This is a genomic window from Streptomyces sp. NRRL S-1813 (assembly GCF_000719605.1).
In the GTDB taxonomy this organism is placed as follows: domain Bacteria; phylum Actinomycetota; class Actinomycetes; order Streptomycetales; family Streptomycetaceae; genus Streptomyces; species Streptomyces decoyicus.
The window spans coordinates 153,290-177,913 of the sequence record NZ_JOHB01000006.1; the positions used below are offsets into that span (position 1 = coordinate 153,290).

23 protein-coding genes and 3 pseudogenes are annotated in these 24,624 nt (G+C 69.1%); 16 read left to right on the forward strand and 10 right to left on the reverse strand.

Translation table 11 applies throughout. The features are described 5' to 3' along the window. Positions 1 to 18: 18 nt before the first annotated feature. Positions 19 to 1,476, forward strand: a complete 1,458-nt coding sequence (locus tag IF67_RS0112065) for a SulP family inorganic anion transporter (RefSeq protein ID WP_030984907.1) — start codon at positions 19 to 21, stop codon at positions 1,474 to 1,476. Between the two features lie 345 nt (positions 1,477 to 1,821). Here IF67_RS0112065 and IF67_RS0112070 read toward each other — a convergent pair whose 3' ends face one another. Next, a complete protein-coding gene (locus tag IF67_RS0112070) occupies positions 1,822 to 2,370 on the reverse strand; it encodes a tyrosine protein phosphatase (RefSeq protein ID WP_030984909.1) in 549 nt (182 codons plus the stop codon). Continuing rightward, entirely contained in the window at positions 2,367 to 2,984 is a 618-nt protein-coding gene (locus IF67_RS0112075) for an MBL fold metallo-hydrolase (RefSeq protein WP_078889388.1), read from the reverse strand. Before IF67_RS0112075 ends, IF67_RS0112070 begins: the two co-directional genes overlap by 4 nt. 193 nt (positions 2,985 to 3,177) lie before the next feature. Here IF67_RS0112075 and IF67_RS43660 point away from each other — a divergent pair, with 193 nt between their 5' ends. The 8 genes from IF67_RS43660 to IF67_RS44815 all read left to right on the forward strand — a co-directional run bounded on the left by IF67_RS43660 (position 3,178) and on the right by IF67_RS44815 (position 13,622). Beyond that, positions 3,178 to 3,318 (forward strand): hypothetical protein, encoded by a 141-nt coding sequence (locus IF67_RS43660; protein ID WP_158713074.1) that lies wholly within the window; start codon positions 3,178 to 3,180, stop codon positions 3,316 to 3,318. 297 nt (positions 3,319 to 3,615) lie between these two features. Further along, positions 3,616 to 5,745 carry a putative PEP-binding protein gene (locus IF67_RS0112085; RefSeq protein ID WP_158713075.1) on the forward strand — a complete coding sequence of 710 codons (2,130 nt, stop codon included), beginning with the start codon at positions 3,616 to 3,618 and terminating at the stop codon, positions 5,743 to 5,745. Beyond that, the gene (locus IF67_RS0112090) at positions 5,742 to 6,722 is read left to right on the forward strand and encodes an ABC transporter ATP-binding protein (protein WP_030984914.1); all 981 of its coding nucleotides are present in this window, start codon (positions 5,742 to 5,744) and stop codon (positions 6,720 to 6,722) included. Before IF67_RS0112085 ends, IF67_RS0112090 begins: the two co-directional genes overlap by 4 nt. A 14-nt stretch (positions 6,723 to 6,736) precedes the next feature. Further along, complete coding sequence (locus IF67_RS0112095; protein ID WP_030984916.1) at positions 6,737 to 7,486, forward strand: ABC transporter permease; 750 nt, start codon at positions 6,737 to 6,739, stop codon at positions 7,484 to 7,486. Beyond that, entirely contained in the window at positions 7,473 to 8,300 is an 828-nt protein-coding gene (locus IF67_RS0112100; RefSeq protein WP_030984918.1) for an ABC transporter permease, read from the forward strand. Before IF67_RS0112095 ends, IF67_RS0112100 begins: the two co-directional genes overlap by 14 nt. Before the next feature lie 29 nt (positions 8,301 to 8,329). After that, complete coding sequence (locus IF67_RS0112105) at positions 8,330 to 10,255, forward strand: RiPP maturation radical SAM C-methyltransferase (protein WP_051817929.1); 1,926 nt, start codon at positions 8,330 to 8,332, stop codon at positions 10,253 to 10,255. Positions 10,256 to 10,293: 38 nt separating this feature from the next. Next, on the forward strand, positions 10,294 to 11,385 hold the full coding sequence (locus IF67_RS0112110; protein WP_030984922.1) for a hypothetical protein: 1,092 nt from the start codon (positions 10,294 to 10,296) through the stop codon (positions 11,383 to 11,385). Continuing rightward, complete coding sequence (locus IF67_RS44815) at positions 11,382 to 13,622, forward strand: peptidylprolyl isomerase (RefSeq protein ID WP_234341059.1); 2,241 nt, start codon at positions 11,382 to 11,384, stop codon at positions 13,620 to 13,622. Before IF67_RS0112110 ends, IF67_RS44815 begins: the two co-directional genes overlap by 4 nt. A 195-nt stretch (positions 13,623 to 13,817) precedes the next feature. On the opposite strand, the gene IF67_RS40280 is transcribed toward IF67_RS44815, so the two are convergent. From IF67_RS40280 to IF67_RS0112145, 6 genes and pseudogenes are all read right to left on the reverse strand, one after another. Then, entirely contained in the window at positions 13,818 to 14,684 is an 867-nt protein-coding gene (locus IF67_RS40280) for a helix-turn-helix domain-containing protein (protein ID WP_051817931.1), read from the reverse strand. Positions 14,685 to 14,831: 147 nt separating this feature from the next. Continuing rightward, positions 14,832 to 15,845 carry a teichoic acid biosynthesis protein C gene (locus IF67_RS0112125; RefSeq protein ID WP_158713076.1) on the reverse strand — a complete coding sequence of 338 codons (1,014 nt, stop codon included), beginning with the start codon at positions 15,843 to 15,845 and terminating at the stop codon, positions 14,832 to 14,834. Between the two features lie 96 nt (positions 15,846 to 15,941). Then, the gene (locus IF67_RS0112130) at positions 15,942 to 16,337 is read right to left on the reverse strand and encodes an SH3 domain-containing protein (RefSeq protein WP_030984926.1); all 396 of its coding nucleotides are present in this window, start codon (positions 16,335 to 16,337) and stop codon (positions 15,942 to 15,944) included. A gap of 306 nt (positions 16,338 to 16,643) precedes the next feature. Beyond that, positions 16,644 to 17,141 (reverse strand): annotated as a pseudogene (locus IF67_RS39070) (ATP-binding protein); the annotation flags it as partial. 148 nt (positions 17,142 to 17,289) lie between these two features. Beyond that, the gene (locus IF67_RS0112140; RefSeq protein ID WP_030984928.1) at positions 17,290 to 18,096 is read right to left on the reverse strand and encodes an inositol monophosphatase family protein; all 807 of its coding nucleotides are present in this window, start codon (positions 18,094 to 18,096) and stop codon (positions 17,290 to 17,292) included. 156 nt (positions 18,097 to 18,252) lie between these two features. Beyond that, positions 18,253 to 18,651, reverse strand: a complete 399-nt coding sequence (locus IF67_RS0112145; RefSeq protein ID WP_030984929.1) for a nuclear transport factor 2 family protein — start codon at positions 18,649 to 18,651, stop codon at positions 18,253 to 18,255. Positions 18,652 to 18,691: 40 nt separating this feature from the next. On the opposite strand from IF67_RS0112145, the gene IF67_RS43665 reads away from it, so the two are divergent. From IF67_RS43665 to IF67_RS0112165, 4 genes and pseudogenes are all read left to right on the forward strand, one after another. Further along, entirely contained in the window at positions 18,692 to 18,838 is a 147-nt protein-coding gene (locus IF67_RS43665) for a hypothetical protein (RefSeq protein ID WP_158713077.1), read from the forward strand. A 36-nt stretch (positions 18,839 to 18,874) separates the two neighbouring features. After that, positions 18,875 to 19,114, forward strand: coding sequence for a helix-turn-helix domain-containing protein (locus tag IF67_RS41345; protein WP_234341060.1), 240 nt, complete (start codon positions 18,875 to 18,877; stop codon positions 19,112 to 19,114). Between the two features lie 477 nt (positions 19,115 to 19,591). Beyond that, a complete protein-coding gene (locus IF67_RS0112160) occupies positions 19,592 to 21,130 on the forward strand; it encodes a hypothetical protein (RefSeq protein WP_030984930.1) in 1,539 nt (512 codons plus the stop codon). 97 nt (positions 21,131 to 21,227) lie between these two features. Next, positions 21,228 to 21,518 (forward strand): annotated as a pseudogene (locus IF67_RS0112165) (transposase); the annotation flags it as partial. Positions 21,519 to 21,620: 102 nt separating this feature from the next. On the opposite strand, the gene IF67_RS0112170 reads toward IF67_RS0112165, so the two are convergent. Next, positions 21,621 to 22,214, reverse strand: a complete 594-nt coding sequence (locus tag IF67_RS0112170) for a TetR/AcrR family transcriptional regulator (RefSeq protein ID WP_030984932.1) — start codon at positions 22,212 to 22,214, stop codon at positions 21,621 to 21,623. 111 nt (positions 22,215 to 22,325) lie between these two features. On the opposite strand from IF67_RS0112170, the gene IF67_RS0112175 reads away from it, so the two are divergent. The 3 genes and pseudogenes from IF67_RS0112175 to IF67_RS44820 form a co-directional block, all read left to right on the forward strand. Beyond that, positions 22,326 to 23,018: a nitroreductase gene (locus IF67_RS0112175; RefSeq protein ID WP_030984933.1), complete on the forward strand. Its 693-nt coding sequence runs from the start codon at positions 22,326 to 22,328 to the stop codon at positions 23,016 to 23,018. Between the two features lie 304 nt (positions 23,019 to 23,322). After that, the gene (locus tag IF67_RS0112185; RefSeq protein WP_030984934.1) at positions 23,323 to 23,631 is read left to right on the forward strand and encodes a hypothetical protein; all 309 of its coding nucleotides are present in this window, start codon (positions 23,323 to 23,325) and stop codon (positions 23,629 to 23,631) included. 98 nt (positions 23,632 to 23,729) lie between these two features. Beyond that, positions 23,730 to 23,945: pseudogene (locus tag IF67_RS44820) on the forward strand (IS5/IS1182 family transposase); the annotation flags it as partial. A gap of 81 nt (positions 23,946 to 24,026) precedes the next feature. Here IF67_RS44820 and IF67_RS0112195 read toward each other — a convergent pair. Then, positions 24,027 to 24,461, reverse strand: coding sequence for a VOC family protein (locus IF67_RS0112195; RefSeq protein ID WP_030984937.1), 435 nt, complete (start codon positions 24,459 to 24,461; stop codon positions 24,027 to 24,029). Between the last annotated feature and the right edge of the window lie 163 nt (positions 24,462 to 24,624).

The following is a 24,624-nucleotide window of genomic DNA, read 5'->3' on the forward strand; positions in this document are numbered from 1 at the left end:
GTGCGAGGAAGTCCACTGATGCTCTCCACCCTCAAAAAGTCCGCAGACCTGCGGCGTGATGTCCTGGCCTCCCTCGTCGTCTTCCTGGTCGCCCTGCCCCTGTGTGTGGGAGTGGCCGTAGCCTCCGGAGTCCCCGCCGAGCTCGGCCTGATCACCGGCATCGTCGGTGGCCTGATCGTCGGCTTCCTGCCCGGCAGCAGCCTCCAGGTCAGCGGTCCTGCCGCCGGCCTGACCGTCCTGGTCTTCGAGGCGGTTCAAGAGTTCGGCCTCGGCGTTCTCGGGGCCATCGTCCTGATCGCGGGCCTTGTCCAACTCGCCCTGGGCGCCCTGCGGTTCGGCCGGTTCTTCCGTGCGATCACGGTAGCCGTCGTCCAGGGCATGCTGGCCGGCATCGGACTCGTTCTGATCTTCGGTCAGCTCTACACCATGGCCGACGTCAAGCAGCCCCGCTCCGGGATCGACAAGATCTTGGGAGTGCCACACCTGGTCACCGAGATCGCCACCTCCAGCGGTGCGCTGACCGCGTTCGCCATCGGGGCGGCCACCATCGCGGTGCTCGTCCTGTGGAAGAAACTCCCGTCCCAGGCCCAGATGGTTCCCGCACCGCTTGCCGCGGTCGCCCTGGCCACAGCCGCTACCGCGGTTGCCGGCTGGTCCGTCCCCCGTGTCGAAGTGCAAGGGCTCCTGTCCGCCGTCCAGCCGCCCGGCATGGCCGACTTCACCTCGCTGGCCAGCCTCGCCGGTCTCGGTACGGTGCTCGCTTTCGCTCTCATCGCCTCCGCCGAAAGCCTCTTCAGCGCCGCCGCGGTCGACCGCATGCACGACGGCCCACGCACCGACTACGACAAGGAACTGATGGCCCAGGGCGTGGGCAACACCGTCTGCGGAATCCTCGGCGCCCTGCCCTTGACCGCTGTCATCGTGCGCAGCGCGGCCAACGTGCAGGCCGGGGCCAGGACGAAGCTCTCCCGCATCCTGCACGGACTGTGGCTCGTGCTGTTCGCCGCCCTCCTGCCGGCCGCGATCGGCGTCATCCCGCTGGCCGCGCTCGCCGGGGTCCTCGTCCATGCCGGCTGCAAACTCGTCCCCGTCAAGGACCTCCTGCCCCTGTGGCGCGCGCACCGCGGCGAGGCCGTTGTCCTGGCCATCACCGCGATCGCCATCATCACCACCAACATGTTCGAAGGCGTCCTCCTCGGCCTCGCGCTCGCCGTGATCAAGTGCGCCTGGGAGACCTCCCACCTCCACCTCGACGTTCACGAGGCGACCGGCGGCCGATTCATCGTCACCATCACCGGTTCGGCCACCTTCCTCCGTCTGCCCCGCATGCTGGAAACCCTCGAAGCGTTGCCCAAGGGCCGTCCGGTCGAGCTGGACCTCTCCGAGCTGCGCCACCTCGACCACGCCTGCCGTATGACGTTGGAGAACTGGGCGGAGCAGCGGGGGACCACGATCGGGTCGTTCGCGAAAGTCTGACCAGGGCCCCGCATGTCGAACGCGCGGCCCGTGGGCAGCCGGCCCGCACAGCAGACGCGCATGACGCATGCACTGTGCTGCCCCTCGCCCCTCGCCCCTCGCCCGACGTCGGGCGAAGGGCAGGGCGGCGAGTCCTCGCTCAGGGCCGGGTCCGCCGCTGATCGAGCGGGCTGCGGGCCCCGGCCCGGTGTTTAAGGGCTGTCCCGTAATCCACGGCGGGCGCACGACGACAGCTACGGCACCTCGCCGCGTTGTCGGAACGTCCGGATACGCCCAGTATCCGGACGTCCCTCCGCCTTGCGATGCACCGCATCTGATGCCGTGCGCTGATCCACCAGGCCTCGGTCAGCCGCGGTACCGGTCGGGGTCGGGGTCCTGCCCGCCGGGCGAGACGAGGCGGAAGAACTCCAGGGACCATGCGCGCTGTTCCTCGGTGTCCGGCACCTTCGTCCCCCGGGAGCGTTCCATGGACGCCCATGCCGCCCCCGGCGCGATGCCGTTCAGGATCAGCACGGAGACCGCGATCAAGGAGGACCGTCCGATGGCGCAGCGGCAGTGCGCGACGATATGGGCTCCGGCCCGCAGCTCTTCGGCGAGCTCCTCCAGAACCGGCAGCACGGCGGGGACCGGCGGGACGGTCAGGTCGGGGATCGGCAGCGGGACGAACCGCAGTCCGGCTGCCCGGGCGAGGCGGGGCTCGTCGGCGAGACCGAGTGCGGCGCGCTCGGCGTCCGGAAGGGCGCACACGAGGATGTCGGTGCCCACTCCGCGGAGGGCCGCCATATCGGCTGCCAGGTGCCCGTGGGCGCGGGGGCGGGCCATGGTGCTCAGGCGTCCCGCGTGCTGCGGACCGGTGACGGTGAAGAGGGCCGGAGCGGTGGTCGGCTCCGTCATCGGGCGGTCGCGCCCGGCAGGAGCCGGCGGTAACGGCCGCCGCACTCGTGGGTGAGCCAGCCGTTGAGACTTCCCAGTCCCCGCTCGTTGATCTGCCCGTCGTGGATGCCGTACGCCCGTTCCGGCTCGACGGCGCGCACGAAGTCGATGGCCTCCGCCGTCTTCATCCATGACCCCTGGAGGGGGACCAGCAAGGTCTCCACCGGCCGGTCGGGGACGTGCAGCGAGTCCCCGGGGTGGTAGAGGCGGTCCCCGACGAGATAGCCGAGGTTGGCGCAGTCCGGGAGGCCGCCGTGGACGCGCGCGTGCTGCCCGCCGTGGGCGGTCACCCGGAAGCCGGCCGCGGTGAATTCCTCGTCGGCTACGACTCCGATGAAGTCCAGGCCCGGGATCCGTGCCGCCTTGGGCGCGTAGACGGGGACGTTCAGCCCCTTCAGCCGCAACACATCGACGTGATCGTCGTGTTCGTGGGTCACCAGAACCGCATCCGCGCCGGCGAGAGCCTCGGGCTCGCTCCAGACGCCGGGGTCGATGACCAGCGTGCCACCGCCGTCGTCGTGTTCCAACCGGACGCAGGAATGGGTGTACTTGGTAATCCGCACCTGCCTGAGCATAGCCGGAAGGCCCCGCGAATTCCCTCGGGAGATGGCGCGAAAATGTCGCCCGTTGCCCGGGTGCGTTTCCGGGGTGAGCAGCGATAAGACAGCGCCACCACCTGCCCTCGCCGAGGGCGATATCTAGTCAACTTCGCGCTGAGCATGGGCAGTTGACCTTGCGGCAAAGAGGCATCCTGCTAGCGTGCGGGCCATGGATATATCAAACTCGAATGTCGAGGAGCTGGCCGACCTGGCCGAGCTGGAGTTCTCTCCGATCTCCCCGGAGGATGCCGATGACCTGGACGACCGTGTGTACCTGCTCGGCGTCCGTTCCGAGTTCGTGAAGCGATAGCGGCCACTCGTCAAACCGCCCCTGATCCTGCCGGGGCATGTCGTCAGAGGTTCGCCACCGGCATCAGTACCGGACCTGCTTTGGGAGACGGGGATTCAGAGCGTGGTCATTGATCATCTGCCGGTCGGCCTTCCTGCTGATTCAGCATTGTGGCTGCCGGTCGATGCCGCTGACGACGCCATCCATGAGGCGATCGCCGCCCTCGATCCCGGTCATCGCATCGGGAGCGCGGATGACCCGGTCTTCCTCACGGCATGGCTTCCCTGCCTGAAGGGAAGTTGCTTGTCCTTTCTCGGAATGAGCCCTGTCAGTCAACAGTGGCTGGCAGGGTTCGCCGGTGCCGACTTCGCCGCGGCACGCCGGGCCGAGCTCTCCGCCGCACTGGCCGTGGTGGATCCCGATGCCGCACTGCCGAACGACCCGGTCGAGCAAGTGACCACCCTGGTCCGGGCGCTGACCAGGGACGAGGCGAGTCCGGCGCAGTTCACGCTCGGGCGACAGCTGCTGTGGTGCGGGCCCGACGGAGGCAGCGGACTCGCCTGGTCCTGTGATCCGTCGACCGGCCGGCCCGGCGTGACCGGTTCCTATCTCGCGGGGGCATCCGGAGCCCAGCTGCTGACGGCGGGCGGCGCGGATCTCGCCGGACTGATCGACACGCAGCCCTGGGGCCCTCAGCTGCACGAGGCGATCCGCACCGCCGAGGCGGCACTCGACTGGCCGGTGAGGGCGGAATTTGTCGTCGAACACGGCCGGGCGCACCTCATCAGGAGCACCCGCGCCGCCCTGCGCGGCGCCGCTCGCCTGCACACCGTGGCCACGCGGTACGAGCACGGCCGGCTGACCCCCGCACAGGCGGTTTCGCTGGTGGAGCCCCTGGATGTGGAGGAGACGCGTACGGCATCGGTGCAGTCCCTCGGTCTGCCCGTGGCGGCGCGCGGCCTGGGTGTGTCCCCCGGCATCGCCACCGGAACCGTCGTCTTCAGCGCGGCCGCGGCCGTCGCCTCGAAGGCCAACGGCGAGCAGCCGGTGCTGGTCCTGACCGAGTCGAGGCCGGAGGATCTGCCGGGTCTGCTGGCCGCGACGGCCGTCGTGACCGAGCGGGGCGGACAGACGTCACACGCGGCGGTCGTGGCGCGGGGACTCGGGCTGCCGGCCGTCGCCGCGCTCGTCGACAGCGTGCTGGACGGCGAGGGGAAGGGCCTTCGCACTACGCGTGGTGACACCCTCCAGGCCGGTGACCGGGTGACGGTGGACGGCTACGCCGGGCTGATCCGTCTCGGCGGCCACCTGCGGCGGCCCGCCGAACGGCAAGCCGCCGCGGAGCTGCCCGGCTGGCTGGACGAGGCACTGTCCGCGCTGCCCGCGCAGGCCGGCATCGCGGTGCGGGTGAACGCCGACACGGGCGCGGACGCCGCTGCCGGGCGGGCGTTCGGCGCGACCGGAGTGGGGTTGTGCCGGCTCGAGCACATGTTCCTCGGCGAGCGCCATCAAGTGCTCCAGCGGGTCCTGATGGCGCGGCCCGGCCCCGATATGACGGAGGACCTCGCCGCGGTGCACGCCCTTGTGCGGGCGGAAATCACGGACGTGCTCAGCGCGATGGACGGGCTTCCCGTCACAATCCGCCTGCTCGACCCCCCGCGCCACGAGTTCCTCCCCGACGTGACCGAACTCGCCCTGACCTCGGCGGCGACAGGTGCGCAGGGCGACAAGGACCGACTCGACGTCACGCGTCGCCTGCACGAGCACAACCCCATGCTGGGGGTGCGCGGTGTGCGGATGGGCGTCCTGCTGCCCATGCTGACGGCCGTACAGATCCAGGCGCTGGTGGAAGCCACCCTCGCGCTGCGCCGCGCGGGCCGTGACCCCCGGCCCGAGCTGCTGGTTCCCATGGTGAGCACGCCGACGGAACTGGACTTCGTCCGGAGCCTGCTCAACGACGTCTGCGTCCGACTGGGCACCACACGGGCCGAGGCGGGCCTGTCGCTGGGCGCCATGATCGAGACTCCGCGGGCCGCGCTGCTGGCCGGGCCGATCGCCCGCCGTGCGGACTCCCTGTCCCTGGGCACCAACGACCTGACCGCACTGGTCTGGGGGCTGTCCCGCGATGACGCGGAACAGCATGTGCTGCCCGCCTATCAGGACCTCGGGCTCCTCACCGCATCCCCCTTCGCCCAGCTGGACACCGAGGTCGTCGGGGCCTTGGCGCGCCAGGTCGCGGACCAGGCGCGAGCGGTACGCCCCGGCATCACCCTCGGAGTCTGCGGTGAGCAGGCGGCCGACGCGGCGGCCGTACGGTTCTTCGCCGAGGCGGGCTTCGACCATGTCTCGTGCGCGGCGCCCCGGGTCCCCCTGGCCCGGCTCGCCGCCGCGCGGGCCGCGGTGTCCGAGAGCGCGGCGGACGTGCACGCGAGGGGAGAGGGACGTTGAGCGAGCCGGCGATCGCCGTGGAACGGCTCGGCCGCACCTTCACCGACCGTCGTCACGAGATCGTGGCGCTGCGGGACGTCAGCTTCCAGGTTGGGGCCGGTGAGATCGTGGGCCTGCTGGGCAGCAACGGCGCGGGCAAGACCACCCTCACCAAGATCCTCGCCACCCTGCTGCTGCCCACGACCGGCACCGCCCGGATCTTCGGCCACGATGTCACCAGCGATCTGCGCGAGGTACGCCGGATGACCGGTGTGGTGCTGGGTGGCGACCGGGGCCTGTACGCCAAGCTGGGCGGCCGCGACAACCTGCGGTTCTTCGCCATGCTCGCCGGAGTCGGCCGGCGCGGCCTGAGCGCGAAGCTGGACGCCGCGCTGGAGCAGGTCGGCCTGGTCGGCGCGGCCGACCGCGCCGTGGAGACCTACTCCAAGGGCATGCGCCAGCGGCTCCACATCGCCATCGGCATGATCGCCGAACCGCGCGTACTGCTGCTCGACGAACCGACCGTGGGCCTCGACCCGGTGGAGGCCGAACGGTTGCGCGGCACCGTCGCCGCGTTGCGCGACACAGGGGTGTCCGTCCTGCTCACGAGCCACTACCTGCTCGACATCGAGCGCCTCGCCAGCCGGGTGATCATCCTCGCGGACGGTACGCTCGCGGCGGACCTGCCGGTCGAGGAGTTCGCCCGGCAGGCGGGCTACACCGCCACGGTGACCGTCCGGGGCACCGGCAGCCCGCCCGACGGCGGCGCCGTGTCGTCACCCGACATCGCCGTCGGCAGCGTCGACGTGGCCGAGGGGGCATGGACTCTCCAGCTGCACGTCCGTGACTGGAGTGTCGGCTCGTTCGGCCTGCTGGAGCAGGCGCTGGCCCACGTCAGCGTCCTGGACGTCAGCATCGAACCGGTGCGGCTCGAAGACGTCTACTCGCATGTCGCCGCGCGTCTGGCGAACGGCAGCCAGGTCGGTGGGCCGCGGTGAGGGGCGCTCTGTGGATGTTCCTGACCGCGGCGCGCATGGAGCAGCGGGCCATGCAGCGCAATCCGCTGCTGCTGGTCAACTCCGGCATGCTGCCCGCCGCGTTCCTGGTCACCGCGGTGGAGACCGGCCGCCCGGATCCGGACGACGCGGCAGCGCTCGTCGTGGCCGTGGCGCTGACCGCGCTGTGGGGCTCCACGGTGTGGATGAGCGGAGGCGTGCTGCGCCGTGAGCGCACCTACGGCACGCTCGCCCGCTGTGTCTCCGGAGTGTGGTCGCCGTACCTGGTGCTGCTGGGCAAGAGCCTGGGTGCCACGGTCACCAGCGTCGGGGCGATCCTCGTCAGCACCGGCGTCACCGCGGCGGCGCTGGGGCTGCCGCTGAGTGTGTCGCACCCGGGGTGGATCGTCGTGTCGCTCGTGGTACTGGTGTGTTCCGGCACCGCCCTGGGGGCACTGGTGTCGTGCCTGTTCCTGGTGACCCGCAACGGGCTGATCTGGTCGCACGCGTTGATGTATCCGGTCTTCGCCCTCGGCGGGCTGCTCATCCCCGTGGACGCACTGCCCGAGTCGCTGCGCTGGGTGCCCGATCTGATCAGCCTGCACTGGATCAAGGACTGCATGGTCGGGGCGGTCACCGGCGACGTCACGATCGCCCCGCTGGGCGTCGCGACCCTGCTGACACTCGTCTACTTGTCCGTCGCGGGGCTCGCCTACCGCCGGTCCGTCGAGTGGTCCCGGAAGGAGGGGACGCTTGACCTCGCATGACACCGCTCCGGCGGGCGACGCTGCCGCTCCGGCGCGCGCCTCCCTGGCCTGGCGGGCGGCGGAGGCGGCCCGTATGGGCTGGCTGGAGTACCGCGTGGTGGAGACGCCTGCCGGTCTGCTCGGCGCGACCCTGCCGCGCGGGGTGCTCCAGATCCTCTTCTTCACGACGCTCGCGGGTGTCCTCGCGGGTCCCGGGCACCGGGAGTACGCCTTCGCCGGATCGCTGGTGCTGGTGTTGAGCGGCACCAACGTCAACGGTGTCGTCGCCGTGCCCGTCCTGGACAAGCAGTACGCCACCTTCGCGCGGGTCCGGACCGGCGTGCTGTCCCCGACGGTCACCCAGCTCGCCCGTGCGCTTCCCTACCCCGTCATGGGCTGGGTCCTGCTCGTCGTCCAGGCGGCCGTCGCGGCGCCCGTCCTCGGCCTGACGGACTTCGCGCTCCAACTGCTGCCCTGGGCGTGGGTGTACGCGCTCATCGCGCTCACGCTCAGTGTGCTGGGGCTCGCCGGAGCCACGATGTCCGTCGGCAAACGGGCCGACGTGGTGGCGCCGAACGTGCTGTCCTATCTGGTCATGCTGTGCAGCGGCGCGATCGTCCCGCCGGGCCGCGTGGCGTGGGTGGACGCGATCGGCCAAGTGCTGCCGGGCCGTCACGGCCTGGACGCCATCCGCGCGGGGATGGCCGGACGGCCCTGGCTCGGCGACCTCGGGCTGGAGGTCGCCGCCGGTCTCGGGTTCACCGTCCTCGCCGCGCTGTCGATCCTCGTACAGGCCCGGCGCGCGAGCAGACTCGGCCACGACGACTTCGAGTGACCGATGTGCCCACACCCGAGGGGGATTCGATGAGCCTCATCCGCCTGCCCCTGGCCGTGCGTTCGGAGCAGGACGTCGCGGCGTCCGGTTCACCGCCGCCGCCCAGCAGGTGTCTGCGCATCGCGCTGGTGAACATGCCCTGGGCGCGCATTCACGCACCGTCCATCCAGTGCGGACTGCTTCAGTCCATCGCCAGGAGGGCCGGGCACGAGTGCGAAAGCCACTACCTCAACCTCGAGTTCGCCTCCTTCTTCGGCAGCAAGGCCTACGACGCGATTGCCAACATGGCGTCGGAGCGGATGCACTTGATGGGGGAGTGGCTCTTCTCCTACGCCGCGTTCGGCGAAGTGACCACTGACGACCAGTACTTCGGAGAGTATCCGGAGGTGAAGTCCATCTGGGACGAGCTGACCGGAAAGGGGCTCGACGACCTCACCGAGATGCGCCGCCGGACGCTGCCGGACTGGATCGCCGCATGCGCGGCCAAGCCGGTGTGGGGGGAATACGACGTCATCGGCTTTACCTCCACCTTCATGCAGAACACGGCGTCCCTGGCACTAGGGAAGATGATCAAGAAATTCCACCCCGGTGTGACGCTGGTCTACGGGGGTGCGAACTTCGACGGGGACATGGGGGCCGAGTACGCCAAGAAGCTGCCATGGCTCGATTACGTCGTGGCCGGGGAGGGCGACATCGTGTTCCCCGCGTTGCTGAACAACATCGCCGACGGCACAGACACCCCGCTGCCCGGTGTTCTGCGGTATGCCGCCACGGACCTGCCGCCGGCCACCGACGCCGAGCGCCCGCAGGTCCTCGACCAGCTGCCCACGCCGGACTACCGGGACTATTTCGCCTGGCTGGAACGTTTCGACCGTACGCAACTCCTGGGCCGGGCCCCCGTACAGCTGCCGGTCGAATTCTCCCGCGGCTGCTGGTGGGGCCAGAAACACCACTGCACCTTCTGCGGTCTGAACGCGCTCGGCATGGCGTACCGGTCCAAGTCCGGCTCCCGCGCGTTCACCGAGCTCACCGCGCTGCTGCGCGACTACCCGGTGGTGCACGTCGACACCGTGGACAACATCCTCGACATGGGGTACTTCTCGTCACTCTGCGCCCAACTGGCCGAAGCGCACTGGGACGTGAACCTCTTCTTCGAGGCAAAGGCGAATCTCACCCGGGAGCAGCTCGCGACGTTGAGCCGGGCCGGCATCCTCCGTATCCAGCCCGGCATCGAGAGCCTCAGCACCCATGTGCTGAAGCTGATGCGCAAGGGTGCGAGCAAGCTGATCAATATCCGGTTCCTGAAATGGGCCGCCTACTACAAGATCGACGTCTCCTGGAACATCTTGGCGGGATTTCCCGGGGAAACCGAGGAGGACTACGCGGAGCAACTGCGCCTCCTCCCGCTGCTGCACCATCTCCAGCCCCCCGGAGGCTGCGGGCGGATCTGGCTGGAACGCTTCAGCCCCTATTTCACGGACCCGTCCTTCCCGATCAGCGAGGTCCGGCCCCGGGCCAGCTACAGCCACGTCTATCCGGCCTCTCTGGACCACGGGAAGATCGCGTACTTCTTCGACTACGAGGCGTCCGGCACCTGTTCCCACGGGACGGTGGCGACGCTGAACGCCGCCGTCTCGGAATGGCAGAAGCGGTTCTCCGAGGCGAGGCCCAGCCTCGTCTACCAGCGGCTGCCCGGCAAGCTGACGCTGATCGACCGCAGGACCGACCAGCCCAAGCGGGCCGTCCTCGCGGGCTGGAAGGCAGAAGCCTACGAATCCTGCGGAGACGCGCCCCGTGGAGCGGCGGCGGTCAGCAGGCAGCTGGCGGCGAGGGACATGTCCGTCTCCGAGGACGAGGTGGCGGCGTTCCTCGAACAGTGCTGTCGAGCCGGCGTGATGGTGTCGGACGACGGCAAGTACCTGGGGCTCGCGCTGCCGGAGAACCCCGGCTGGTAGGCGTCGTGGCCAAGCGTCAAGGAGGGGTGAGTGAGCGCATGACAGTGGTCGCATCGGCCGAGGACCGGGTGCGTCTGGGCAGGAGCATCGCATCACGCCTGGCCGCGTCGAGGAACGCGGACGCGGCCTTCCTGGCCGGGAGTTCGGTGGTCGGCCTGGGCAGCGCCACCAGCGATATCGACATCTACCTGGTCGGTTCCTCGGCGGAAGAGGAACGGCGGCAGCTGTTCGCCGACACCATCCGTGTCGACGTCCAGCATCTCTCCCTGGACACCCTGGAGTCGCTCGTCGACCGGGTCCTCGGCGCGGGGCTGCGCTCGGATCACCCGGGAGGGGCGCTGTCGGACCGGGAGACCGCGCTGGCTGTCCGGCTGAGGACAGGCGACATCGTGACCGACTCGGGCGCGCTGGCCGCGCTGCGGCAACGGCTCGCCGAGCATCCCCGCCGGCTCTCCCGCCGGGTGATGAACAACTGGATCCTCGCCGCGTTCTTCGCGGCCGAGGACTGTCTCGGGCTCCGCCAGTCGGACAGCCCGCTCGAGCTGGAACCGGCCGCGTTCGCCGGCCGGCGCACACTGGTGTGCGCCGGCAAGGCGCTGGCCGCGGCGTGCGGGGATCTCTACTTCGGCGAGAAATGGGTGTGGCGGCAGCTCTCCCGCAACGGCCCCGACGGGTTTCCCTTCGCGGAATTCCAGCGGCTTCTGCGGGACGACCCCCTGGCCGTCGATCCACAAGCCGGGCTGACCGCACTGACATCCTTCGCCCAGACCTGCCTGATCGCCACTGCCACCTTGGGCTGGCAGGGCATCGATGTCTCCCGCTGGCCCGCCTGGCGGGCGGAGAGCGGTCCACTGCGCAGGTCCACGGTGTTCTTCCCCCGCGCCTACGACGACATGGTGACGCTGGTCGAGCCCGGCGGCCGGCACTTCCGCCTGCCCCCCGACGCGGCGCTGGTCTGGGGCCTGTGCCATGGACGGTCCGCGCGGGCCGTCACCGAGTACGCACAGCAATTGGCCAAGGAGTCGCCCACGTACGCCGGGCTGACCGAGGAACGGTGCCGGAGCCTCCTCACCGAATTGCGGGAAGCGGGTCTGCTCACAGGACCGGGCACACAGCAGGGAGCGATGTGAAGTTCCGTCAGAAGCGCAGCACCACCCTCGACCTCGCTCTGGCGCTCCAGCGCGAGTTGATCGGACGCGCAGGTTCCTGGGAGCCCAACTTCCTGCCCAGGCCGTTCACCCCGGAGACGGACCTGTTCCGTGCCGGACTGACGTCGTGGGCACGGACGGTCGGCTCCGGACTGCCCGCGTTCCTGGCCGCCGCTCGCCGGCCGGAGGATCTCCTCACGCTGGTCGACGACGACCGCCTCCGTCCCGGAACGGAGCTGGTCACCACCGCACTGACGGCCGCCGCGCCGACGCTCAGAGACGCGCTCCCCCTCTTCGAGGAGGTCCGCAAGCAGGCCGTCGTGGAGGTGAACGACGTCCTCGCTCCCGAGCGCTATCTGGCCCCGCTCTGCGCGGCGTTGGGCACGGCCGACACCGGCCGGACGCTGGACCTCCACCTCGTGCCGCTCGCCCCCTATCCGCCCGCCACGGGCTTTCTGACCGCCGCGGGCAAGGCCACGGGGGTCTACGCCGACTGCCGCCGGTTCCGGGGATCGACGCTCGCGGACGCCGTCCTGACCATGCTGGGCTGGGCCCAGCTGAAATCCGGGAACATTCCCGAGAGCCATCTGTCCACCGAGCTCGTCCGGCGCATGCCGGGCGGCGCCCCGTACCAGCGCCGGCTGCGGGTCATCCTTACCAAGATCCTCGTCGAGGTGACGGCCGGCCACCTGGTGCGCGCGGTGGACTCCGCACATCGTCCCTGCGCCGACGTGCTGGGCACCAAGTGGCGTTATCCGCGGCTCCATGCCGTGGCCGAGCGGCATTGGTCCCGGTATCTCGTCGGCGACATCGACCGCGACGAAGCCCTTACCGCGATGGCCAGGGACCTCACTGCCCACAGCCCGCGCTGGTTCGTCGACCATGTCGACCCGTCCTCGCTCGCCGCCGACTTCTATCTGCTGGAGTGGCTGACAGCGGCGGGCGACCGCACGGCCGGAGCACGGCTGTTCCGCTGGCTGCCCCACCTGTGCGCCGAGCTGGCGGGCCATCTGGACAACGTCATCGGCAATGAGCTCGGACACTACGAACGGGCCAGGACTCAGCACCACCCGCAGGAACTGGCGGACTTCATCACGGAGATCAACCAGGGCGACAGTCGCGTCACCTGGCAACGTCTGCGCCGTGAACTGGGCCACGGACGGGCACTCCAGCTCGCCACCGAGGCATTCGCCGGCCCGGGCATCGAGTTCGGCGGCGAGGCCTGGGCTCCGGTCGCCGCCATGGTGCGGCGCTACGTCCTCCACGAGCTGCCCGACAGAGTCTTCGTGGATCAGTGCTTCACCCTTGAGCACAACAACGGTTCACTCTTCGACAAGTACCACGACACCTCGAGCATGCGCGAGGTGCTGGACGCCCAAGCAGCAACCGATCTCGACAAGCTGCTCACCCATGCGTCAGCAGAAGTCCGAGACCTCTGGCACGGACAGCACCACATCTCGGCGGAACATCATCCGCTGTGGCTCGGGCCACCTTCGACCGCGGCCACTGCGTCCACTGCGCCCACCGCACCGTCCGAGTCCGACATCGATCAATCGGGACGGGACGGCGCCTGCCTGCCCGGAAACGCACCCGGCACGGTCGGCTGCGGAGATCGCAGCGATCCGAACGCATACGACCCCTCGCACGACCCGCTGCGCGACTCCCCGGTGCGAGTCCGCCACACCGTCGTCCGCCGCCCCTTCTCCTCCTCCTTGAGGATCTATCGAGCCGTTACCGCCGTCCTGCACACCGAGCACGGCGACATCCACCTCACGCTGCGCCCCGACGAAGCTCCTTATACGGTGGACAACTTCGTAGGGCTGGCCACCGGAAGCCGCACCTGGACCGATCCCCTGACCGGAACCACGGGCGAGGGCGGTTTCTACGACGGCACGGACTTCCACCGCCGTGTGCCCGGTTTCGTCGTCCAAGGCGGCGACCGACTGGGCACCGGCCACGGCAGCGCCGGATACCGGATACCCGACGAGATCCCTCCAGAACGGGATTTCGCGCGGCCCTTCCAACTGGCCATGGCAAATCTCGGCCGGGACAGCACCGGCTCCCAGTTCTTCATCACCCTCGCTCCGGCACCACACCTGGACGGGCACTACACGCTCTTCGGGGAGGTGACAGGCACCCCATCGGAGAACGTGGTCAGCGAAATCGCCGACTCGCCAACGGCGGTCCGACTCAACCGGGTGACGGTCGCCACCGCTTGAGACTCCGCGGGCTGGCCGGGCCGGCCGGGCTGGCGGGAAGGGCCGGGCTGAAGGGGGCCGCCCGGCTGCTGGAGGCTGACCGCGGTCGGCTGGTTCGCGTGCGTGCGCCCGGCCGGGTCCCCGTCAGCCGGACATCACCAACCGACCACACCGACCACTCCGATTACACCGAGCACACCAACCACTCCGACCACCTCAACGCATCACCCGCTCCAGGAACTTGGGACCCGGGAAATCATCACGGTCCTTGGAGCGGGCCGGGCTCGTCAGCTCGACGGCGCCCGTGCATGCCACCCGGTCCGCCACCTTCGCGCACGCCACCGCCTGCCGCAGATCCGACGTGGCCAGCATGGGGCTGACGGCAAGTCCCTGACGGCCGTCGGGGTGGGAGGTGAGCCGCGCGTCACGGCCGACCCAGATCGACACCTTCTCCGCGCCGCCGGAGTGCGGCTGCACCTCGGACCAGACGGAGCCGCACGACGGGCTGAACCGGAGCCGCACGGTGTAGGTGGTGTCCACAATGGTGCTCTCCGCGCGCGCGTCGCGATTGCAGCCGAACCTCCACGGATACCGCCCCTGGCACCTGTGTCCGTGGCACGCATCGGACGCATGCCCGTCCGTATGCGCGGCAGGTGCGGGAACCTTCACGATCGAGGCCGCCGCTCCCATGGTCGCCACCAGTGCCGTCAGCACCACCAGCGCTCCGGCGGTCCGCAGCACCTCGGCGCTGCGCAGAATCCTGCGGGCACGCCCGCTCCGTTCGGCCGTGGGAGCCTCGGCCGGGTCGGCCACCGGCGCGGTCCGGGCGCGGTACGCGGCGTCGTACACCGCGAGCAGCCGTTCCTGATCCGCACCTGCCACCTGGCCGAGTGCCTCGACCGCACTGCGCGGCGGCAGCTTCTCGCCGTTGAGATAGCGGTGCCAGGCGGACTTGCTGTACGGGGTCTTCCTGGCGAGCCCGTCCAGGCTCAGCCCGGTCCGTTCCTTGAGTACGCGCAACTCCTCCGTCAGGCGTTGCGCTTCGGCATCGAGCGTGTCGGGCAGCGGTCGCCAGCGGGACACCTTGTGCGCCTCCCTCACCACCTGCTTCCGACCCGACGGTCGCTTCAGCGGCCGACCGGGGGTCCGGGGTCTGTTTCCTCCCGGATCGCGGAATGTGTACCCACTGGTGACGGACGCTGACACCCGGCACGCGCCGGATCGGAATAGTCAGCTGAGCGCTTTGTCGTACAGGCGGAAGCTGCGCCCGCCCGCCGGGCCTTCGACGAACCCCAGGCACAGCCGCGGTGTGCCGCTGCCCCGCAGGACGGCCAGGCCTTCCGGCTCGCGGGGCGAGAGTCCCGGAGCCGTGTGCTCCAGCTGCTGCCACACCACACGTCCGGTCCGCAGGTCGATGCGGTACAACCGGGTGTTGCCGCCCGAAGACGCCGGATTCCCCGTTCCGTACGCGCTGCCCAGCAGCTGGTAGGCGTAATTGCCGTACAGGGCCATGCCCTGGAAGGGCAGTCCCAGGTCGGCGCCCGGCTGGGCGAAGTCGGCCAGCGGAAGGTGCCAACGGGCCCGGAATCGGTCCAGGTCGTACAGGGCGAACCTCGGTATCCCGTCCCTCTTGTACCGCAGCAGGAGTTGTCGGTGTGTCACATCAAGGGCGGGGAGGTTGCTGGTGGAGCCCATGACGGGGTGGCACGTTTCCAGCTCGCCGCTGCCGCGCTCCAGCACCTGCCCGTCCGTGAAACGGAAGCGGCACACCCCACGCCCGTAGCCGGATGACGGGTTGGCATCCCATTCCGTCCACAGTGTGACGCCGTCCGCGGATTCCTCCAGCCCGATCGACCCTCCGTGCCCAAAGCCCTTCAGATACATGTGTCCGGCCGTGGAGCCGTCAAGGGTGAGCCGGTTCAGACACAGATCACCGTTCCTGACGCGTTCCGTGTGGGGCAGAGCCGCCTCCTCGCCCGCCAGCCGGATCCCGCCCGCCACCACCTGCAATGCGTAGAGATGATTCTGCCGTTCATCGACGGCGAAGGACTGCAACACCGTGGTGTGCCGCAGCCGCCCGGCGAGGAACGGCCGGCCCGCCGCGGACAGGGCGGGCAGCTTCCGGCTCGTTGCCGGCGCCGCCCGCGCCCACTGAGCCGGCACCACGGCGGCGGCCGCCGCGATCACTCCGAGGCCGCACACGGCCCTGCGTCCCGGCCGGGGCCCCTGCATGTCTGTGACCATCAAGCGCTCCAAGAACTCGTACCGACTGCCCGTCCGTTCGCCCCCACGAACGGACGGGCAGCCAGAGGTCATTGCGTCGTCACCACGGAGGGGGCATCAGTTGCCGAGGAATCGGCACCACGGGACGGCGCGGTAGGCGTGGACGTAGTGGGCCGAGACATAACCGCGGCGGTGCGAGAGCTTGTACCAGCGTTCGTTGCCCTGCACCGTGCTGCCGTTGGTCTTGCACACGAGGGCCCGCACACTGCCGTCGCGCACGGTGCCCACCGCGCGGTAGGCGGTGCCCGGCCCCGAACGGACGTTCAGAACCCTGCCGTTCGGGGTCACCACCCGGCCGTGCGCATGAGTGGCCCTCATCGTCGCCGAGCCCTGGTGCACGGAGTGCCAGCCGGATACGGGCTGCGGACAGGAGTCGGCGAACGCCACCGCGGGGACCATGGCGAGGGCGGCGAACGCGGCGACCACACCGCTGCGCATCATGCGTCGATTCATCGGATTCTCCTCGAGTGCTGTGCAGGCCCACCGGAGCGTGACCCTGCGTCGCTCAGCGTTTCCGACGACTCACGCGATGATGTGTCCCAGCCGTCCCAGGGAGAAAGTGGAACGCCCCGCCCCACGCCCCGGACTCCCGGAAGCCGGCAACGCCGGTGCTCAGGCCCCCGAGGCGTCGGGTCGTCCGGCGCCCGCCCCGGGCCGTAAACGCCTCATCCTGCGCGCTCGCGGCAAACAATGGTGGCGACCCTCGGTTGAAGTCGTCGGAACGCGAGCCGGTCGGCTCCGGCCCGCAGGCCGGCCATGGCGATGGGGCCGGCCAGGGCGGCGCAGAGCGATGTCCACGTCCCAGGGCACTTTGGTGGCGGCCGGCACGAACACGCTCTCGTTCGCCTCCGCTTCGACGCCGTCCAGCTCGGTCAGCTATTGGTTGACCGTGTTGCGCATACCGCTGCTATGGGTGCGGCTGCGCTTTCCGCCGAGCGCGTCCAGTTCGTCCAGGAAGACCACGCACGGGGCCTGGCGGCGGGCAGTCTGGAAGAGCTCGTGCATGTTGCGCTCGGAGTTGCCGATCCACATGTCGAGCACATCGTTGACCGACACGGACAGGAAGTTCGCCCCGAGCTCACCGGCGACGGCCCGTGCGATGAAGGTCTTACCGCAGCCGGGCGGCCCGTACAGCAGTAGCTCCCCTCGCAGACTCTTGCCGTACAGGCGGCGCAGCTCCGGATTGCGCAACGGCGCCAGAAAGGCCGCCTCCAGCCGCTCCTTGACTTCCTGCATGCCGCCCACATCGGCGAGGCGGGCTCTCGCCGCTCTTGCCGCCCTCGCGGCCCCTCACCGTCCAGGTACCGTCGGCCGCCGCCGCCGCCGCCGACGAAAGGAAGGGCATCCGCCGGGGCATCCGCCCACTCCAAGCCACAGCCTGCTCAACCCGCCGAAGTTTCCGACGTCACAGCCCTTGGACTCGGCCGCGGATCATCGACAACAACAGACCGTGAGTCCCGGCGTCCGAGGCCACTACGAGCCCACGGCCTGCCTGCCCGATGGGAGCGCCGTCGACTCCGGTGACGAGACAGCCGGCGGCCTGGCACAAAGCGATGCCGGCGGCGAAGTGCACGCTCTCGGTCAGATCACCGCCATCGGTGACGTATGCGGCACGCTTACCGGCCGCGACCCAGGCCAGCGCCAGAGTCGTGGAGACGACCCGCGGCCGGAACCGCTCGACGAAGCCAGGGTGAGCGAGCACATCCACAGCCCGGAACCCAGGCGCGCTCGGAAAGGGCGGATCCAGGTTCAGGTCCACCAGCTGGGTGGCCGCCGTCGGCACCAGCTGCGTGTCGCCCCCGTCGCGCCGCACCCAAGCCGTCTCACCGTCGGTGAAGAAAACCTCGCCGCTGAACGGATCGGCCACGGCTGCCGGGCCGTTGCGCAGTGCCACGTTGACGGCCACCAGCATGTTGCCGACGGCGTAGTTGAGGGTGCCGCACAAGGGGTCCACCAACCACTGGCGCACCGCGTCAGCCCCACCCTGCTGCCCGCCCTCCTCGCCGTGCACCGCATCCTCGGGCCGCGCAGCACGGATGACGTCGAGGATCGCTCCCTCAGCCGCCACATCGGCATCAGTGGCGAAGTCCCCGAGGCCTTTGTCGATACGGGTGAGCCGCCGTCCATACCTGGCGCGCACGACCTCCGCCCCGGCACATACCGCAGCGACCGCAACCTCGGCATCGTCAAGGCTCGCATGTGAGTTGGTCACGCAGTGCAGAGTATCGGGGGTGCATTCCCCGCCGTACGCGGAGCCGACCGACAGTCGCCACGCCTCCGCGCTCGCCGACCAGGCGGACCTCTGTGGTCACGGCAAGCAACGGTGTTGAGTGCCAAGCTGATGAGCCGCGGCCGACCGCCCCTGTGGTCAGGGCTGGTCGTACCAGGCCAACGCTGAGATCCGCCAGCCTTCCGAGGTGCGGACGAACTGGATGGTCTTGGTCCCGCCTCCGTCGAACGGCTCACCGTCCAAGGTGCCGGACTTGCGGTACTCGCTGAACCGCGACGCGATATCGCCCGCGATCTCCGTCCGTTCGGAGGTCTCCCACTCGGAGAATTCGACGAGCCGACCGTCGGTCAGCAGCCGCCGGCGAGGCTCGATGAACTCGTCCACGGTGTAGACCGTGAACTCCGGTCCGGCCTTGACGATCACACCACCCGGAAGAACCAGCCGACGGATCCGGGCCACGTCGGCAGCCTTGCCGCCCCGGTTGTCAAAGGCCTCGAAGAACTCGGCGGTCACCACATCTATCTCGATCTTGGACATGGCGCGACCGTAACAGTGAAGGGCCCGGACATCGTCGGTTTTGACAAGCTGCGATACGCCCGACTTTGACAAGCTGCGGTACGCCGTCGAGCAGACCGGCATGCACCGTTCAAGCGCCTCGCAGTCCGCCGGCAATCCTTTCCGCCACTGCGCCAAGTTCCTGGACGGCGGCCTGCCCTCGCTCTGAGCGGACCGAGCGAAGGGCGCCTGACGGGCAAAAGCCGTGTCGGGCGCCTCTCCTCATGGCTCTAGAAGAAGCCGAATCAACCGTGCGCGAGAACTCCTTGAGACCACGGACCTCCAGGTGGAACAGATCGCCACCCGGTGCGGCCTCGGCAGCGGCACCAACATGCGCGCCCGATTCCGTGACACCGTCGGCATCACGCCCACTGCGTCTCGGCGCGCCTTCCAGCACCAGGTGCCGGACGGCGCGGCTCAGAAGCTGTTGTCTTTCCGAACGTGATTGCCGCGTTTCCGCTGGTCAGGAACGAGACCGGTGTTTCCGTGGGAGTGGTGGCCTGGCAGGCCGTTTCCGGGGAGGTCGCGGATGCCGTCGAATGTCGGACTGCTGGAGCGGCAGGAGGTTGCTGCCCCGTCATGTCCGACGGATACCGCCGCTCACGCTCCGTGTGGTCACCGGCGTTGCCGTACTGGTGGGCGAGGCATCCACACGACGAGCCGGTCGAGTCGAACTCCACCCGGGAGGACGCGTACAACTGCGGCAACAGGGCTTCCCGGGACTCGGGTGATCGCACCTGCCGAGCTACCAGGAGGCCCTGCTTCCATGCCTGCCGCCGCCGCGATCACCCGATAGAGACTCCCGTGCGACGAACCCCCCTCAGGACAACAGCTTCTTAGAAGTCCTCACAGAATGAACCAGGCTCCGCTTGGTATGAGACAGGGCGAGCGGAGACGGCGAGCAGGTCACTACCCTGAATGTGTGCTGCCATACGACGAGTTGACCCCACCGGAACGCGAGCTGTGGGACGCCTTCCCCAAGGGGCGTCGAGTGGAGCTGCGTACGGGCATGCCCGAGGCGGACGAACCCGCCGCAGGTGGCCATTGGGGCCCCGAACGCTCGGTTCGCGCGGCTGTCGTGAAGGCGCTGCTGCTTGGTGCGAACGACCAGCGGTCCGGCGCCGTCGCCGCCCTGCGGCTCGCCGGTGCGCGGATCACCGGCCGTCTGGACCTGTCCGGAGCGGAGATCTGCCACACGTTCTCGCTCGAGGGCTGCCGGCTGGAGCAGGCGATGAGCCTGCACGGGGCCACGACCCGGACGATCAGGATCACGAACAGCTGGGTTCCCGGGATCGGCGCCGAGCTCGTCCGGATTGAGGGTGACCTGGACCTGAGGCGGTCGGCCCTGGAAGGCTGCTCTCTCATACTCATCAACGCCCGTATGGCCGGGAATCTGCACCTGGCGGACGCCAGGATCTCGGGCCCCGAAGTGGCGGTGCGGGCGAGCGGCCTCGTCATGGAAGGCGGCTTCTTCGGCGAACGACTTGTCACGCAGGGCGGGCTGCGGCTGCCTGGCGCCCAGCTGCCCAGGGGCCTGTTTCTGCAGGGCGCGCGGCTGGAGAACCGCGGCGGTGTCGCACTCGCCGCAGGCCATGTGGCCACCTCGACTGTGGACTGTTCCCACGGGTTCACCGCGCAGGGGGTCGTACGGCTGCGAAGGGCTCGCATTGAGGACCTGCTGACCTTCGAGGGAGCACACCTGAACGGGGACCGCACCGCCTTGGTCTGTATAGGGATGCAGGTGGGGGACTTCGACTTCAGACCCGCCGCACCGCCCTCGGGAGCGGTGGATCTCCGGTCCGCACAGGCCGCCTGGTGCCAGGACAGCGAGCGAGGCTGGCCGGAGCAAGTGCGGCTGGAAGGGTTTACGTACGGCTCCATCCGTTTCGGGGAGACGACGTCCGCGGAAGACGGGGCGGCAGGGGAAGACGGAATGCCCGAGGGAGACAGGACGCCCGCAGAGGACGAGGTGGCACGTCGCCTGGCGTGGATCCGTCGGAATCCCGGCTACGCCCCGCAGCCGTACGAGCAACTCGCGGACTGGTACCGGCAGATCGGCCACGACAGCGACGCGCGCCGGGTGCTCTTGGCGAAGCAGCGTCACCGCCACCGCACGCTGCACCCGGCCGGACGTGTGTGGGGGCATCTGCTGGATACCACCGTTGGCTACGGCTACCGCCCGTGGCTGGCCGGCCTGTGGCTCATCGCACTGGCCTTGCTCGGCACGCTGGTCTTCGGGACCCACGATCCGACCCCGGTGAAGCCGGGCGAAGGCACCCCGTTCCAGTCCTTCGTCTATACCCTCGACCTGCTGATTCCCATCGGCGGTCTCGGTCAGCGCACTGACTGGTACTGGACGGACACCGGCCCCCAGTGGCTGGCCTACGTACTGATCGCCGCCGGCTGGGTGCTCACCACATCCGTCGTCGCGGGCGTGACCCGAACCCTGAATAAGAACTAGCAGGCGGCACGTTGGCCCATGAATACCGTGATCGAACGCGGTGGTTGTCAGCCACTCGGAGCGCGATTGATCAGCGTGTGTGGAAGGGGTAGCCACAGTGGCGCGGTCCAAGCCTTGGGAGATCAGCGACGAACTGTGGGCAGTCGTCAATCCGCTGCTGCCGAAGGTCAAACGTCGCTTCCACCACGCCGGTCGCAAGCGGCACGGTGATCGTTTGGTCCTGCAGGGAATCCTTTTCGTGTTGCACACCGGCATCGCGTGGGAGCACCTGCCACAGGAATTGGGCTTCGGTTCCGGGATGACCTGCTGGCGCCGCCTTGCCGAGTGGCACGAAGCCGGTGTCTGGCAGCGGCTGCACGAAACTCTGCTCGCGAACCTTCCAGCAGCAGACGCGCCCCTGGTGTAGCGCACCCCGTTGGGCATCGGCGGGGCAGCCGACCGGCAATGGAGGGATGTTCAAGCGGCCGCCGCGAGGTCGGCCGTAACCCTCTTAACTCAGCGGCATGAGGGCCCGGTCGAGCAGGATTTCCGCGGCGGCGCGCGCGTGTCGGCCGCAGTCCGGCTGATTCAGCACCATCGCACGGCTGGCCGCGCCGTCGGCGAGCGTGACCAACTGCTCGGCGAGCGCGGCGGGTTCGGTAGCGCCCAGCTCCGCCGCAAGCTCGGTGACGAGCTGCGCCATCAGCAGCTTCTGCTCACGTGCGTACGTGTGGATCGCGCTTTGCGGGTCGGGGAACTCGGCCGCGGCATCGATGAACGGGCACCCGCGCACCGGGGACGCGTCCGGTGCCGGGAAGTCGAACAGCTGGAGAATCCGCTCCCGAGGAGCGAGATCCTCGCGGGTGAGCACGCTCTCCAGGGTCCGTCCGGATGCGGCCAGCTCTTGCAAATGGGCGATCACCAGGTCGCTCTTGGCCGGGAAATGCGCGTAGAGAGTGCGTTTGGATACCGGCGCCGCCTCCGCAACCTGCTCCATACCGGTTGCGTTGATCCCCTGGTTCGCGAACAGCAGGGCGGCTGCACCCAGGATCCGTTCACGCCCGCCGCGCCCCCGGCGTCGGGTCTTCGTGGTCGTTGCCTCCATGGCTCAAGTATACGCAGGCGTTTACTTTAGGTGGAGTCGCCGTTACGGTCGAGTCTAGGTACACGTGTCCGTATACCTAAGGTGTCTGAGGAGTGCCGGAGGAGTACCACCATGAGCCCGTCCCATCCGACCGAGCTGAGTGGCTACGCGGAGAAGCTGATCCGAGGCCGCCGCGCGTCCCGCGCATTCCGGCCCGACCCGGTGCCCGAGGAGACCTTGCGCGCGGTCTTCGCACTCGCCGGCGCCGCACCGTCCAGCTCGAACACGCAGCCCTGGCAGGTCGAGGTGGTGAGCGGGGCGCTTCGGGACCGTCTCGCCGACGCACTTCAGGCGGCCCACGCCGAGCAGCGCACCACGGTCGACTTCCCCTACCACGACGATATGTACTCGAAAGCGCAGCAGCGTCGCCGCGCCGCGTTCGGCACAGCGCTCTACGGCGCGCTGGGCATCGGCCGGAACGACCACGCGGCCCGAGCCGCCTTCGACGCCGAGAGCCTGCGCTTCTACGGCGCCCCGCACGTCGCGTTCCTCTTCACGGCCGGAGACGCCGGGGCACGACTGGCCGCGGATGTCGGGATCTACGCCCAGACGCTGCTGCTGGCCATGACCGCGTACGGCTTGGACAGCTGCCCGCAGGGACTGCTGAGCTTCTACGCCGACACCGTTCGTGGCGAACTCGGCTTGGACCACGGGAAGTTACTCGTAGGGATCTCCTTCGGTTACGCCGACGGGAGTGCGCCGGTCAACCACATCACGACCGACAGGGCCGCCCTCGACGCGACCACGGCCTTTCGCTGTCAGTAATCCAGCAGAGATCGTGATCTCGCTGGTCGGGCCGGTGCGGGAGACGGGTGCGGCCACCGTTGGTCATCCATTGGTCATCGTGAGCTGTGTGGACTGACGATGAGACGGTGGCCGCATGCCATCGTGCAGATCCCGCCCGATGGCAGGAGACGTTCGAGGTGGTCATGGGCCGGATCGCGAGCCGGTTCGCCCGGTACGAATCCCGCCTGCGTGCCGGGCGGTTGGGCGTCCATGCGTTTAGTGATCGTTTATTGAGGCTCGGCAGGATGTGAAGTGTCGAGAAGGATCCTGCACAGGGGACGGTATGGCCAAGCTCTATCTGGAGAAGCTCAAGTGCGTCACGACTGAGGGCTGGAGCGGCTTCGACGAGCCGAGGCTTGTTGTCCAGAATCGTGGCACTGTGTGGAATGGGACGGTGCTGGGAGACCGGATGTACACCGTCAAGTACGACTGCGACTTCACGGGCACGATTGCCGTCTCTCTCGGGGAGGTCGGCGGAACAGCCGGCGACGGCAAGCTCGGGGAGCAGTGGATCACGGATACGCCTGGTGAGCGCAGTCTGCGCTTCAGGGCGCATGGTGCTGAGTACAACCTGCTGTATGCGGTGGAGTAAGGGTTGTCCCGTGACTGCTGATCACGGGTGAGATGATCTTGTGGTGGCTGGTGTGATCACGGCGTCGGCGCCGTCCTGGACAGCCCCGTTCACCGGGCGCCATCCCGCACCGCCGCGAACGCGGCCGGCTCGAACTGCTTGCTCGGAAGGAGGGGCACGATGCCTCCCACCGCAAGGTCCGGGCCGACGTTGAGCACGTCTGCGCGCGGGTGAAGGCCTGGATGGTCCTTCGCGACTGCCGCCTGACGGGCGACGGCATTCACACCGCGATGCCCGGCATCGCCGGACTTCGCCACCTCGCCCTCACGGGATGACTCCCGTTCCCGTTCCCGTATGGACCACCTTTAAGAGAGGCCCAAGGGAGAGGCTCCCCACCTCGCCGTCTCGGCGGATGCTCAGTCGAGACAGAACTCGTTGCCCTCGATGTCCTGCATCACGAGGCACGACTCATTGACGCCATCGGCACGCAGCAGTTGCACACGCACCGCACCGAGCGCGACCAGTCGTGCGCACTCGGCCTCAAGTGCGGCCAGGCGCTCTTCACCCACGAGCCCGGTGCCGACCCGCACGTCAAGATGCAGCCGATTCTTGACGACCTTGCCTTCGGGAACGCGCTGGAAGTACATCCGCGGGCTCACACCTGAGGGATCCATACAGACAAACGCCGAACCCTGACGCTCAGGCGGCAGCGAGCGATCGAAATCGTCCCAAGTCGCAAACCCCTCCGGGGGCGGCGGCACGACGTACCCCAACACCTCGCACCAGAAGCGAGCGACACGCTCAGGTTCTGCGCAGTCGAAGGTGACTTGGAACTGCTTGATCGATGACATCGGCGCACCATAGCAGAGGGGTTGCGGTGCTCATTTCCCGGTGTGGATCGGCATGTTGACGGGAGGGCGGCCCCCGCTCGCCGACCACGCGCAATCCCGGCAGGCCCGTGGCGACCTTGGACCTAAGGTCATCAAGCCGGACGGCCCGAGGGAACGGCGCAGC

What these genes read in the sequence shown, in the direction of transcription:
- IF67_RS0112085 (WP_158713075.1), top strand. Translation starts at nt 3,616, where the DNA reads ATGAGCCCTGTCAGTCAACAGTGGCTGGCAGGGTTCGCCGGTGCCGAC.
- IF67_RS0112110 (WP_030984922.1), top strand. Translation starts at nt 10,294, where the DNA reads ATGACAGTGGTCGCATCGGCCGAGGACCGGGTGCGTCTGGGCAGGAGC.
- IF67_RS0112075 (WP_078889388.1), bottom strand. Translation starts at nt 2,984, where the DNA reads ATGCTCAGGCAGGTGCGGATTACCAAGTACACCCATTCCTGCGTCCGG.
- IF67_RS0112175 (WP_030984933.1), top strand. Translation starts at nt 22,326, where the DNA reads ATGAGCCCGTCCCATCCGACCGAGCTGAGTGGCTACGCGGAGAAGCTG.
- IF67_RS0112170 (WP_030984932.1), bottom strand. Translation starts at nt 22,214, where the DNA reads ATGGAGGCAACGACCACGAAGACCCGACGCCGGGGGCGCGGCGGGCGT.
- IF67_RS0112065 (WP_030984907.1), top strand. Translation starts at nt 19, where the DNA reads ATGCTCTCCACCCTCAAAAAGTCCGCAGACCTGCGGCGTGATGTCCTG.
- IF67_RS0112145 (WP_030984929.1), bottom strand. Translation starts at nt 18,651, where the DNA reads ATGTCCAAGATCGAGATAGATGTGGTGACCGCCGAGTTCTTCGAGGCC.
- IF67_RS0112105 (WP_051817929.1), top strand. Translation starts at nt 8,330, where the DNA reads ATGAGCCTCATCCGCCTGCCCCTGGCCGTGCGTTCGGAGCAGGACGTC.
- IF67_RS0112125 (WP_158713076.1), bottom strand. Translation starts at nt 15,845, where the DNA reads ATGGTCACAGACATGCAGGGGCCCCGGCCGGGACGCAGGGCCGTGTGC.
- IF67_RS43660 (WP_158713074.1), top strand. Translation starts at nt 3,178, where the DNA reads ATGGATATATCAAACTCGAATGTCGAGGAGCTGGCCGACCTGGCCGAG.
- IF67_RS0112070 (WP_030984909.1), bottom strand. Translation starts at nt 2,370, where the DNA reads ATGACGGAGCCGACCACCGCTCCGGCCCTCTTCACCGTCACCGGTCCG.
- IF67_RS0112130 (WP_030984926.1), bottom strand. Translation starts at nt 16,337, where the DNA reads ATGAATCGACGCATGATGCGCAGCGGTGTGGTCGCCGCGTTCGCCGCC.
- IF67_RS0112185 (WP_030984934.1), top strand. Translation starts at nt 23,323, where the DNA reads ATGGCCAAGCTCTATCTGGAGAAGCTCAAGTGCGTCACGACTGAGGGC.
- IF67_RS0112195 (WP_030984937.1), bottom strand. Translation starts at nt 24,461, where the DNA reads ATGTCATCGATCAAGCAGTTCCAAGTCACCTTCGACTGCGCAGAACCT.
- IF67_RS0112095 (WP_030984916.1), top strand. Translation starts at nt 6,737, where the DNA reads ATGTTCCTGACCGCGGCGCGCATGGAGCAGCGGGCCATGCAGCGCAAT.